The organism is Catenibacterium sp. UBA627 (genome assembly GCF_002299355.1).
In the GTDB taxonomy this organism is placed as follows: Bacteria; Bacillota_I; Bacilli_A; order Erysipelotrichales; family Coprobacillaceae; genus Catenibacterium; species Catenibacterium mitsuoka.
Genome location: NZ_DBPF01000028.1, coordinates 160 through 11680 on the forward strand (window position 1 = coordinate 160; position 11521 = coordinate 11680).

Annotated in this window: 14 protein-coding genes and 1 pseudogene; all 15 read right to left on the reverse strand. The window is 32.9% G+C overall.

Translation table 11 applies throughout. The features are described from left to right. Positions 1-240: 240 nt before the first annotated feature. Positions 241-444, reverse strand: a pseudogene (locus B2S90_RS10975) (IS607 family transposase); the annotation flags it as partial. Between the two features lie 183 nt (positions 445-627). After that, positions 628-1032: a hypothetical protein gene (locus B2S90_RS01725; RefSeq protein ID WP_286696462.1), complete on the reverse strand. Its 405-nt coding sequence runs from the start codon at positions 1030-1032 to the stop codon at positions 628-630. Beyond that, positions 1029-2471, reverse strand: coding sequence for a DNA methylase (locus tag B2S90_RS01730; protein WP_286696463.1), 1443 nt, complete (start codon positions 2469-2471; stop codon positions 1029-1031). The genes B2S90_RS01725 and B2S90_RS01730 overlap by 4 nt, the downstream gene beginning before the upstream one ends. A 65-nt stretch (positions 2472-2536) precedes the next feature. After that, entirely contained in the window at positions 2537-4459 is a 1923-nt protein-coding gene (gene bilR, locus B2S90_RS01735) for a bilirubin reductase, long form (protein ID WP_279147632.1), read from the reverse strand. 168 nt (positions 4460-4627) lie between these two features. Next, complete coding sequence (locus B2S90_RS01740; RefSeq protein WP_286696464.1) at positions 4628-5065, reverse strand: GNAT family N-acetyltransferase; 438 nt, start codon at positions 5063-5065, stop codon at positions 4628-4630. An 11-nt stretch (positions 5066-5076) separates the two neighbouring features. Next, positions 5077-5877, reverse strand: coding sequence for a GNAT family N-acetyltransferase (locus B2S90_RS01745; RefSeq protein WP_238703651.1), 801 nt, complete (start codon positions 5875-5877; stop codon positions 5077-5079). Continuing rightward, entirely contained in the window at positions 5877-6413 is a 537-nt protein-coding gene (locus tag B2S90_RS01750; protein WP_055288702.1) for an HD domain-containing protein, read from the reverse strand. The genes B2S90_RS01745 and B2S90_RS01750 overlap by 1 nt, the downstream gene beginning before the upstream one ends. Then, positions 6404-7219 (reverse strand): DUF4846 domain-containing protein, encoded by an 816-nt coding sequence (locus B2S90_RS01755; RefSeq protein ID WP_055233787.1) that lies wholly within the window; start codon positions 7217-7219, stop codon positions 6404-6406. The genes B2S90_RS01750 and B2S90_RS01755 overlap by 10 nt, the downstream gene beginning before the upstream one ends. 8 nt (positions 7220-7227) lie before the next feature. Further along, entirely contained in the window at positions 7228-7617 is a 390-nt protein-coding gene (locus B2S90_RS01760) for a DUF3592 domain-containing protein (RefSeq protein ID WP_055233786.1), read from the reverse strand. A gap of 36 nt (positions 7618-7653) precedes the next feature. Beyond that, the gene (locus B2S90_RS01765; RefSeq protein WP_050772171.1) at positions 7654-7995 is read right to left on the reverse strand and encodes a DUF3784 domain-containing protein; all 342 of its coding nucleotides are present in this window, start codon (positions 7993-7995) and stop codon (positions 7654-7656) included. Between the two features lie 36 nt (positions 7996-8031). Continuing rightward, positions 8032-8634: a YdcF family protein gene (locus tag B2S90_RS01770; protein ID WP_238703652.1), complete on the reverse strand. Its 603-nt coding sequence runs from the start codon at positions 8632-8634 to the stop codon at positions 8032-8034. Between the two features lie 81 nt (positions 8635-8715). After that, the gene (locus B2S90_RS01775) at positions 8716-9603 is read right to left on the reverse strand and encodes an ABC transporter permease (RefSeq protein WP_147556446.1); all 888 of its coding nucleotides are present in this window, start codon (positions 9601-9603) and stop codon (positions 8716-8718) included. Continuing rightward, the gene (locus tag B2S90_RS01780) at positions 9600-10511 is read right to left on the reverse strand and encodes an ABC transporter ATP-binding protein (protein ID WP_286696465.1); all 912 of its coding nucleotides are present in this window, start codon (positions 10509-10511) and stop codon (positions 9600-9602) included. Before B2S90_RS01780 ends, B2S90_RS01775 begins: the two co-directional genes overlap by 4 nt. 4 nt (positions 10512-10515) lie before the next feature. Continuing rightward, positions 10516-10929, reverse strand: a complete 414-nt coding sequence (locus B2S90_RS01785) for a DUF3021 family protein (protein WP_055289977.1) — start codon at positions 10927-10929, stop codon at positions 10516-10518. 11 nt (positions 10930-10940) lie between these two features. Beyond that, a complete protein-coding gene (locus B2S90_RS01790; protein ID WP_055289979.1) occupies positions 10941-11375 on the reverse strand; it encodes a LytTR family DNA-binding domain-containing protein in 435 nt (144 codons plus the stop codon). Positions 11376-11521: the final 146 nt, after the last annotated feature.

The following is an 11521-nucleotide window of genomic DNA, read 5'->3' on the forward strand; positions in this document are numbered from 1 at the left end:
CTCTTCAGCAATTTCCTCATCCCTTTCTATCAGTTTTTTTATACTTACAAAACCCAATGCAATCTGCAGGAGAACACATGAAGTATTGAAACAATATCCTGCATAAGTTCTTCATCTGATTTCTAACCTAATTATAGTACAAATGAAAAATCCATGCATCAAGTTCAGCTTCATGAGCGCCTATTAATCGGCGTTAATAAAATATTTTTTTCACTAGCCTGTGGTTTGTGGGTATTCAAATATTTCTTTTACATTACAAAAGCATTTTAAAAATGCAACTTGATTTAGTAAATACTGATTATAAGTATAATAATGCCTATTAGTTTGGGTTCGGTTTGCCTTTAAAGTTCCTTCTCTATCTCAACATTATAATATCTTGACAATTACGCCTAAAAATTCAACAAAATCCTTTAGTTCATAATTTGTGATATTTGTTGTGTTCATTTTTACATTCTCCTTTGAGGGGGTTTTGAATGCATTCAATCACAACGGTCAATATATTTAGTTACTTATATTCTCCTCCTTTAGCACTCTAGTATTTTAAATGCTAAAGACAGTATACACACCTTTTTTAGCATTGTCAATATTTGAGTGCTAAACATTTAAAAAGACTGAAATGAATCAGTCTTAATCCTTTAGTATACTTATATGATAAATATCTTCGATGAGAATGGTTGTTTTATCTAGTAGTAGCACTCTTTTATTGATTTCATCAATATCTTTAAACTGCCCTCTTACCGTTACATAAGATCCGCCCTCTTTATGCTCATCTTCTAGAAAATAATCTATCGTGATAGAAGGATGTTCTTTTTTATTAATAAGTAGATTGTTAAGTATTCTATTTAATACTTGTCTTTGATCTTCATCTAATACACGTTTTTGAGTAGTAAGTCTTCCTGCTTCACTTATTTTATCTACATGTGTTTTAAAAGCCGCAAAAGGTGCAAACTGAGCCGCTCTATTATTCATGGACATTCTTGGATGATTTGTTGAAGTAGGATGTTTCATATTAATTATATCGTCATAATTCATGCTTTATGTCCTCCTATCATCTTATTTCTTTCTCTAGTTGTGGCACCTTCCTGAAGGTCGGCCCCTTTAAGTAAGGCGTTCTTGCCATACTTCTTCTTAATATCAAGTGTCACACCCTGCAGTTTCTTTTCTTTAGATAAATCCACTTCTATCTTTTCTTCATCAAACAAAGAAAGCTGTTTATAGGTCATAGGAATATCGTCATCACTTCTTACCTGCGTTGCATTGAGCTGAATTCTTCTTATTGTAAGTGTATGATTTATATGTAAGTGATAGAAACGTAATAAGGCATCGCACATGAGCTTATAAGAAGATGTGTATCTATCTAGATTAATTGTTCCATGAAGATGCTTTGGAAGTTTCCTTCCATAACGATCTTCCATGATTTCTCCACGATAATCCTTCATATTCTCAATATCATAGCCAATTGTAAGAACAAGTTTATTAGTCACTAGATGCTTTTCAAATAAATCTAAACTCAAGGATTCAATCATTTCCTTTAAAATGATTTCAGTTTGCTTATAATCATAAGCACATGATAATACCTGCCCTGTTCCTATACTTTTAGAAATTGCTTTATAGGCTTTAATGGCAGACATGGTACAAGGTTCCCAGCCCCAGGCATGATCAATAAGCAGTTCTGCATTGACTCCAAATAGATTGTATAGTTTTTCTTCATCTTCTAATGAGCATCTTGCGATATCTCCCATTGTATATAACCCGATATTATTGAGTTTCTTAGAGATACCTTTACCTACTCTCCAGAAATCAGTCAAAGGTGTATGAGACCATAATAGTTTTCTATAGGCATATGTGTTTAAGTACGCAATACGTGCTCCTTTTTCATCTGGTTCTTTATGTTTAGCGACAATATCCATAGCCACCTTTGCAAGATAGAGATTCGTTCCTATGCCTGCAGTCACAGTAATACCTACCTCTTTGTATATATCATGAATAATATTTTGAACAAGATGAAAGGCATCTAACTCATATGTATCAAGATAATGTGTTGCATCAATAAAGACTTCATCAATAGAATAGACATGAATATCATCAGGAGAGAAATACTTTAAATATATAGAATAAATGCGTGTTGAATATTCTAGATAGAGAGACATACGAGGTTTCGCAATAATATAATCTATGGCTTTATGTTTATTCTTATTAAGATTTGATGAAAGAAAAGAACTTCCATCAAGTGGTTCTCTTTGATGATTGAGTTCTTTTAGTTTAGAAATCACTTCAAATAATCTTGCACGTCCAGGAAGACCATAGGCTTTTAAACTTGGAGAGACGGCAAGGCATATTGTTTTTTCTGTACGTGAAGCATCTGCAACAACAAGATTAGTATCTAGTGGATCGAGTCCTCTTTCAAGACATTCTACAGATGCATAAAATGATTTAATATCTATCGCTAGATATGTTGGAACATATGCCATAGTCTCACCTCCTTGAGAAACCTATTATAACACAAAAAAGACAGGCACAGCCTGTCTTAAGCTTCTTATAATGCGTTTGCTGCAAGATAACCAGATTCAATAGCTGAATTGATGTCTGCAACCTTATTTGCATCACCAATTGTTTGCACATGGATGTTCTTTTCTTCTAATGCAGCTGTGTCAAATGCATTAGATCGAGCACCTACTGCAAATACTACATAATCGCATGGAAGAGAAACTTTACCTTCTGCAGTTTCTGCTTCTACTGTAGTTGCAGTGATTTCTGTTACCTTAGTATTAGTGAACTGTTTAACACCATGCTTTTCAAAATCAGCCATCATTTCTGGACGAATTGTAGTTGATTCTTCTTTTGCGATAGTATCCATCATTTCAACGATACTGACATCATTACCTCTAAGTGCAAGGTATTCAGCTGTTTCAGCACCTACAAGTCCACCACCGATTACAACGATTCTTCCTGCTGGGAACTGTTCATTAGAAAGTACCTTCCAAGCATCCTGTACATGAGGCATATCCTTGCCTGGGATATTTAAGATGAAATTAGAAGCACCTGTTGCAACAATAACTTCATCAGGCTGATCAGCTAAGATATCTTCGCAAGTAACAGCTTTACCTAAACGTAAATCAACGCCTAATACTTTTACTTCATTTGCGAGATAATGAATAGCACGATTCATTTCTTCTTTTCTAGGTGGTACAGAAGCAATGTTTAACTGTCCGCCTACTTTAGTATCCTTGTCATAAACAATAACGTCATGACCCTTCACTGCAGCAACTCTAGCAGCTTCTAAACCTGCAGGTCCTGCACCCACAATAACAACCTTCTTCTTAGTATCAGCAGGTGTAATTGTTCTTTCATATTCATAACCATTTTCTGCGTTAAGGACACAGCTTAAGAACTTTCTGTTCTGGATAGAGTCTGTACATCCCTTATTGCACATCATACATAAACGAATTCTGCATGGCTGTCCATCTTCAATCTTTTTAACATAATCAGGATCAGCTAATAATGAACGTCCATAACCTACGATATCACATATACCATTTTCGATTAAGGCTTCACCATTCTGTGGAGTAACAATACGTCCTACCGCAGATACTGGAATACTTACAGCATCTTTAACTCTCTTAGTATATGACTGCATGAAGCAATATGGCTGAGTCCCCATTGCTGGAATAGTATCATTCAAGTTACCTGTATGGTTAGCCTGTCCAACATGGATCATATTAACGCCTGCTTCTTCAAGTTTTTTAGCAAGTTCAACAGCTTCATCAATCTTTAATCCACCTTTACCTCTTAATGGGTTATCAGTAATGATTGGAAGTTTATAATCAATACAGATATGAGGGGCATGTTCTTTAATGCTTTCAACAACCTGTAATGCAAAACGTGTTCTATTTTCGAAGCTTCCTCCGTATTCATCTGTACGATGATTTAATACTGTAGAACATAAAGCACCTACTAAACGGTCTCCATGAACTTCTACTACATCTACACCTGCTTCATAAGCACGTCTTACGCATTCACCCATCTGTTTAAGAATTGTATTTAATGCTTCTGGTGTCACTTCATCAGTGAAATGAAGCATATCATGATGTAATTTAGCACGAGCAGCCTGCATATCACCTTTCTTAAACATTTCAGCTAGAGCCTGAACATCATATTCCGGATGGAAAATCTGAATACCTAATTTACAATCAAATTCATGTAATGCATCCGCTAATTCTTTATAAGCCGGAATCTGTTCATCCTTAAATAATTTTGGTGTTGGAGAAACAGTATTTACTGGTGCGACGTCTCCAAGTACGATATAAGATACGCCACCTTCTGCAATACGTTTATAGAAGTTGAAGCTCTGTTTAGAAATTGAACCATCACGTTCTTCATAGCCAGTTGTCATTGGTGGGAACATGATACGGTTTTTCAATGTGATTGGACCTACTTTAATTGGTTCTAATAGTTTCATATTATCAATCTCCTTACAATACATTTTAACCATTCCTATTATAGCGCTTTCATTTTGCAAATGATAGTAATTATATGGAATTTATAGGGTGTATTTTGTCATCAAAATATTAAACTATACATTTTTTAAGACAAAAAAGTGCGTACACAAAAGTACACACCTATTTCTTTAATATTCTTTCATGAATACGACCTGCGATGATTGTTCTTTGAAGCCATTTTTCTGATAAAAGTAATAAGCAGGAAATTCTCTTTCCGTAATCAACATAATACGGTCTATTCCTCTTTTTTTCGTATAATCAACAACTAAATCCATAAACTGTGAGCCGAATCCTTTAGATTGCTCATCCGTCATAATTCCAAATTCATCAATCCAGAATTCTCTTCCATTATACCAATGTTTGATACGACCTAACGCAATTCCAATTAGTCTATCTCCATCATATAAACCAATAGAAAGAGATAAGCGATTACCTACTAGATCATGCATATAAACAGATAGGTCCTCTTCATTCCATTCATCATTCCATGGTTCCCTGGAGAATATTTCATTAAACAATTGTGATATCTCTTTGACATGTGCCAAGCATATTTCTCTAACTTCCATAAGATCTCCTATTATAATTCTTCGGGAAGAATAGAATATACAACATCATCTACCACTCCCTGATTATTTTTTCCATATTTTCTAAAGGTTCCCTCATATTTCATACCTGCTTTTTGCATCACTCTACCTGAATGAGGATTATTTTTATCATGTCTTGCACGTACAAGATCATAGCCTTCCTTAAATAAGTAAGAAATAACTTCTTTAAGCGCTTCTGCAACATATCCCTGACCCCAATAAGCCTGCCCAATACAATAGCCGATTTCTACTGTGTTTGTTTTTTGATCAATCTTTGTGACAGAAATACTTCCAATGAGTATACTCTTTTCCTTTACTACAATTCCCCAGTTATATGAGTCACCCTTTTCATATAACTTAATCCAGAAAGCAAGTAACTGCTTTGTATCTTCTATACTTTGATGAGGTAGCCAAGTCAAATAACGAGTGACCTTTTCATCATTGGCCCAATGATGGTACATATCAGCTGCATCTTCTATTTTAAATTCTCTTAATATTAAACGTTCAGTTTCTAAATAAGCAGTTCCATGACGTACTGTTGTTTGACACGAATATTGCTTCTTTAATTGTTTCAAGATATCCATATGAGGCTGCTTCAAATGTTTTAATTGTAATTCTTCAGATACCCAGTCTTCTTGTAAATAAAGAACAGTATCATCTATAGGTGTATAAGAATATTTGAGGCATCCTTCATCCACTAATGATAATTCCTGAATATGATTGTCTCTAATAGTTTGATAAAAGGCATCTCTCTCTTCTTTATTTCTAAATGTATAGGTAACAAATATCTTCATTATAAATCCTCCAATAATTGTAGTGCATAAACCTTGAACTCTTCTTCTATATCACGATAATAATATTCCTTTAAATCAGGTGTACTCATCAATGTAACAGAAGCTCTATTTTCTTCTAGAGGCATCATCTCTTTTAATTCTGCTTCAAGTAATAGATGATCCATTTCTTTCCAGATTGTTTTTTCATCATTCTTCAATTTAATATGAAAAGCTTGAAATATTGTTTCCAGTAGCTGGTCTTCTATTATCTGGTATTCTTTCATCTGTTTTTTTATAGGAGTGATGAGATCACTCATATAAGCTTCACTTGCATCATGAAATAAACATGATAAAACAACATGTTTACTATAGCCTCTGCTTTGTGCTTCTTTCGCGCAGTTGAGAGAATGCTGAGCCACAGAGTAGAAATATTTAATATGACCATTCCCTCGACATATAAGACTTAATGCATGAGCGATATCCTCTAGATAAATATCATCTTCCTTGATATGTAATGGATCTATTCTGTGACCACTAAACAAATTCATCAATAACATAATCTTCTTAAACTACCTTCCTTAAATGTATAATCAGGTGTTTCAAATGGGTATTTGACTTCGTCTTCATAATACCAAGGATCATCATGTGATGGATTCTTTAATAAATGAAATTCCTGAGCAGGCATATAGCCTTGTGCAAGTAATAAAGCCTTCTTACCTTCTTTATTTGTACAAACATCTACAATCATAACGACATGTCCTGGTGAACCACCTTTCAAAAATACATCTCCTGCTCTTATTTCATTTAATTTGATTGGTGTTGATTCACTCATCATGCTCGCACTTCCTGAATAGGCAAATACAATACGCAAGTATTTTTTAAAGCATTCATAAGAATCATCATAGGAAGCACTTTTTACATAACTGGCATGATCATTCTTAATAACAACGCGATTGCCTTCTCTCCACTTATTATAAGACAATAAAAATCCATCGCTTAAATGAAACTGAATCTTATCGTATTGTTTGGTGTTCCAGTAATATTCTGCATAGACTCTCATAACTGAGTCTGCACATTGCTGGAGGTTTTCATTTTCTAGTGGAAGCTTAAAGACAGCAATCTGTGAATTTTGATTAAATTTCTTCTTTCCATTATATAAATGAACAGGACTACCATTTTCCTTTAACGGATATGTCTGTAAGAAATGAGCAAAATCACTTTGTTCTCTTTGATATCCTTTTGGTACAAGAATACGTGTTTCTAATGTCGTTCCTTCTGAGTTAATATATTTTTTATTTTTAGTTATTGAAGATCGTGTACAAGCTGTTAAAAGTACACCAAGAAGTATTATTATTTTCTTCATAATTGACCTCAAATGATAAACAATGCAGCACAACACACCAATACAAAACCACTAAATATAAGAAAATTAGTGAATCGTATAGGAAATAGTTCTTCTTCAATGATAAACGTATCAGGAGAGTTAGGATCATAGTCCACTGTAACACGTTTATTATTTTTAAAATATTTCATCTGAAAATAAGTGATACAAGGTTTTCTTTCTATAAACTTACCTTCTGCATAATATTGAATTGTCATGATATAGAGATAAAGTTCATCCTGTTTGATATCTATGATTTTTCCTGGAGCCTGCAAGGAACAGCGTGTCGCCTTTAGACGATATTTAAAACGAGCAATCAGCCCTTTAACCATCATTACAATACCTAGGATGCATATAAGTACAAGTAATATTTTTTCCATAATAACCTCTAAAAAAAATAATGGCCTGATAGGCCATTAGATACGATAGTTTCTGAATAAGTTCTCTTTTTTCACAAAGATATCTTTAAAGAATATAAGTGCCCATAGTCCAATCGCAATATAGGCAAAATACTGACTAATAAAATAAGAAAGTATGGCACCTACGCTTAATATAATGAACCATTTCTTAAATGCTCTTCTTTGAGCACGGCTAATTCTTCTCTTATCATAATAACGGCTTTCTTCACGAGGTACATCCTTAAATGCACTAATACAATAAACCCCTAATCCCTTAAGACATGAACAAACTATATAATAAAACAAAAATGTCAATGCAAGAATTGCACAGCATATACATCCTGTATTAATCATAAACATACTAACAACTCCCTTCACCCTTCTATTTCTATTCTATCACAACTTGATAAAGGATTTAAAGAGACGATACCATTTATAACCAATATAATTGATTACTTCACGTTTAAGAAATTTAAACTTCGTATCTCTTGTACGAAAACGAGAAGAATGTGTAGGAGAGGTATATGCTTTAATCCCAGCATCTTTTGCTTGAAGCATAGCTCTTTTCATATGTAACGGATCACTTACAATTAATGCCGTCTGATAATTATATACATCCATAATCTTTTTCGCATTAATCAGATTCTCTAATGTGACTGTAGATTGATCTTCTGTAAGAACATCATCTTCTGGTACACCTTGACCGACTGCATAAAGCTTAGCATTATAAGCATCACTCACAGGATTTCCTTTTCCATATCCTCCTGTCATAATGATTTTCTTTACAAGATGCTTATTATATAAATCAACAGCATGATTAATTCTTTCCTGATAAACAGGTGATGGATGCCCATTATATGTAGATGCACCTAATACAATCGCAACATCAGCATTTCTTGCATCATCTTTAAAACTATATATATAAATACTGACTGCATTGGAAAATACGTAACAAATCACCAATGCAACAATAATAATCAATTTCTTTAAGATTTTCATGGCACTACTAAAAACCCTCCACAAAAACATCTTAAACTATTTCTCATATTTTTCAATCCTTGGATTAAAAATACATAGAATTTACATATTTATTTTTGATTGATTTAAGAATATGTAAATTAAGCTAAGCAGAAAGCATGTGCCAATCATAATCAGATACATCATACTTTGTGTTACAGTATGTCCCATAAGCTTGAATGATATATCAAAATTTTGATGGATTTCATTCATTACATTGACAGGAACTTTTGTACCTAGTTTTAGAAATAAACTTTTTAATAAATGATTACGAATAAGCGATGTGCCATATGTTCCTGGTAAGAACTTAATAAATGTACGTACTGCAGGTGTAAATTGAGAAATAGGCATATAAGCACCACATAAGAAACCATATCCTGCACTCACTACACTACTAACAGCTGAAATCTGGCCTTGTGTTGTTAGGAAATAATTAATAATAGATGATAAAGATGCACCAAACAAAGTAAGTAAAAAGATATCTAGCAAACAATATAATATATCCTTTACTGGTAAGACAAAGTAACTTGTACCTAATACAATAAAACATGCAAGTAAAGCAGTTATATTAATAATCATAGTGATAAGTAAAGTAGAAATAAAATAACTAAGAGCTAATGTTGTTTTACTGACAGGTGCTATGAGTAAGTCCTTTATTTTATGATCTGCTTTATCTTGTACCATAATCATATTTGAACAGAATGATACTGTGACACAACTCACCGCAAGTAATGAAGAAAAGAGATAACCATTCACAAAAGCATCAATAGTATTTTGAGATACATTAAAGTATTTCACTATACTATCTAGTGAATCATGATAGATAGTACCTAAAAAAGTCATATAGAGAACAATGAGTACAATAGGTGTAATTAAAGCTGTTAAGAAACGTCCTTTATCCTTAAAAAATAATACTGTATGTCTTAATGTGAGATGATAAAGTTGTTTCATGATTGTTCACCTCCTGGGAGTTTATTTCCTGTTACATTTAAGAAGACATCATCCATTCTTCCTTTTACTAGCTCAAAGTCATTAAACATTTCTGGTTTTTGAAGAATCATTTCTTTCACAACACCCGGATGATTAATACGGATTGTGTAATGATCCTTATTATATCTATATGGATGTCCTAAAGACTTGATGTCCTCTTCTTTTACATGATAGATATTTAAATAATCATAAGCATATTTCTGTTTTAATTCATGTGGTGTTCCAGAAGCTATTTGACGGCCATGATCAATAATAACAACTTGATCTGCTTCAGCTGCTTCTTCCATATAATGAGTCGTAAGAAATACAGTCATATGTTTTTCTTTTCTTAAATTATCAATAACTTTCCATAATGTTTTTCTTGTTTGAGGATCTAAACCAGTTGTTGGTTCATCTAAGATAAGAAGTTCTGGTTCATGAATAAGAGCACGAGCTATATCTATACGTCTTCTTTGTCCTCCTGATAGCTTATTTAAAGGTTTCTTTAAAAAGTCTTTGAAATCTAATAATATAGAGAGTTCTTCTAGTTTCTTCTTAAAAGAATTCCCTGTAATACCATACAAAGCAGCACGATACTTTAGATTATCATAAACTGTGAGCACATCATCTAATGCAGAAGTTTGATAAACAACACCTATAGTAGTTCTGACTTCATTCATATGTGTTTTAGTATCTTTGCCTTCAATGTATATTTCTCCTGTATCACTTGTAAGTTCACCACATATCATAGAAATAGTCGTACTTTTGCCAGCACCATTGGTACCTAAAAAAGAGAAGAAAGTCCCCTTTTCTACACTAAAGCTTAAGTCATCTACCGCTTTAATATCACCAAAGCTTTTAGTAAGATGTTTAATTTCAATACTGTTCATACGTTCACCCTTTTCTACTCTTAAGAGCTTTATTCATTTCATTTGCAAGGTGCCAATCATTTAAATAATTAAATAGTCTGACTAAAATATCTACTACAAGTATTATGAAAAAGAAAAGTAATCCTCCTAAGACATCCTCATACATACCAATTTGATATCCAGCAATTAAAAGAATGATTTCTAAGAGTGTTGTATGAAGAATAGTCTTCACTAATACATTTTGAGACTTAGAATAATAGATAGTCGTAGGAAGGCAGGCAAGAAAAGAAAAGACTGCCACCTCTCCTAAATAAGATACAGGAAGCATTTTTATTTGAGGCTGATCTATATGACAAAACAAGATTGTCGCAAACATTGATAATGTATAAATCACAAAATATTGAATAGTTATTGTATGTATCATTTCATTTTTATCCATTTTTCTTCTCCTTATAATCCAATCATGTGTTTAAGTACACGTACATATTGTCTAGATACTATGAGTTTCTCTTTGTTTTTTAGTACAACTTCAAATCTTCCTGATAAGGAAGGTTTGATAGAATCAATCTTATCTGCATTAATAACAAGTGACTTAGAAGCACGAAAGAATGATGTACCTTCTGTTTCTTGTTCAAATTCATAAAGTTTCATCTTTGATTCATATATTTCTTTTTTACAATAGAGAAATGCTTTTTGATCAACTATTTCAAAATAATATATATCATTGATATTCAATAGATAGGCAGTTCCCCTTTTGTATCCAATTATTCTTTTTTCATTTTCTATGAAAGAGATCACACTTTGTATTTCATCTGTTATCTGATAGCATTTAATGACGACTTCTTCATTTTGATCTTCAGATATCAATTCAATTCTTGTTTTCATAGTCTTCCTCCGTCAAAAAAATGATAACATAATAGATTATATTTGGACATCTTATCCTATTAAGTTGTAGAAATGATTGTATAAGATGCAAAAAAAACTAGGCCTTAGCCTAGTTGATTTCAATGGAGCCACATGCCGGAGTCGAA

What these genes read in the sequence shown, in the direction of transcription:
- B2S90_RS01725 (WP_286696462.1), bottom strand. Translation starts at nt 1,032, where the DNA reads ATGAATTATGACGATATAATTAATATGAAACATCCTACTTCAACAAAT.
- B2S90_RS01730 (WP_286696463.1), bottom strand. Translation starts at nt 2,471, where the DNA reads ATGGCATATGTTCCAACATATCTAGCGATAGATATTAAATCATTTTAT.
- bilR (WP_279147632.1), bottom strand. Translation starts at nt 4,459, where the DNA reads ATGAAACTATTAGAACCAATTAAAGTAGGTCCAATCACATTGAAAAAC.
- B2S90_RS01740 (WP_286696464.1), bottom strand. Translation starts at nt 5,065, where the DNA reads ATGGAAGTTAGAGAAATATGCTTGGCACATGTCAAAGAGATATCACAA.
- B2S90_RS01745 (WP_238703651.1), bottom strand. Translation starts at nt 5,877, where the DNA reads ATGAAGATATTTGTTACCTATACATTTAGAAATAAAGAAGAGAGAGAT.
- B2S90_RS01750 (WP_055288702.1), bottom strand. Translation starts at nt 6,413, where the DNA reads ATGTTATTGATGAATTTGTTTAGTGGTCACAGAATAGATCCATTACAT.
- B2S90_RS01755 (WP_055233787.1), bottom strand. Translation starts at nt 7,219, where the DNA reads ATGAAGAAAATAATAATACTTCTTGGTGTACTTTTAACAGCTTGTACA.
- B2S90_RS01760 (WP_055233786.1), bottom strand. Translation starts at nt 7,617, where the DNA reads ATGGAAAAAATATTACTTGTACTTATATGCATCCTAGGTATTGTAATG.
- B2S90_RS01765 (WP_050772171.1), bottom strand. Translation starts at nt 7,995, where the DNA reads ATGTTTATGATTAATACAGGATGTATATGCTGTGCAATTCTTGCATTG.
- B2S90_RS01770 (WP_238703652.1), bottom strand. Translation starts at nt 8,634, where the DNA reads ATGAAAATCTTAAAGAAATTGATTATTATTGTTGCATTGGTGATTTGT.
- B2S90_RS01775 (WP_147556446.1), bottom strand. Translation starts at nt 9,603, where the DNA reads ATGAAACAACTTTATCATCTCACATTAAGACATACAGTATTATTTTTT.
- B2S90_RS01780 (WP_286696465.1), bottom strand. Translation starts at nt 10,511, where the DNA reads ATGAACAGTATTGAAATTAAACATCTTACTAAAAGCTTTGGTGATATT.
- B2S90_RS01785 (WP_055289977.1), bottom strand. Translation starts at nt 10,929, where the DNA reads ATGGATAAAAATGAAATGATACATACAATAACTATTCAATATTTTGTG.
- B2S90_RS01790 (WP_055289979.1), bottom strand. Translation starts at nt 11,375, where the DNA reads ATGAAAACAAGAATTGAATTGATATCTGAAGATCAAAATGAAGAAGTC.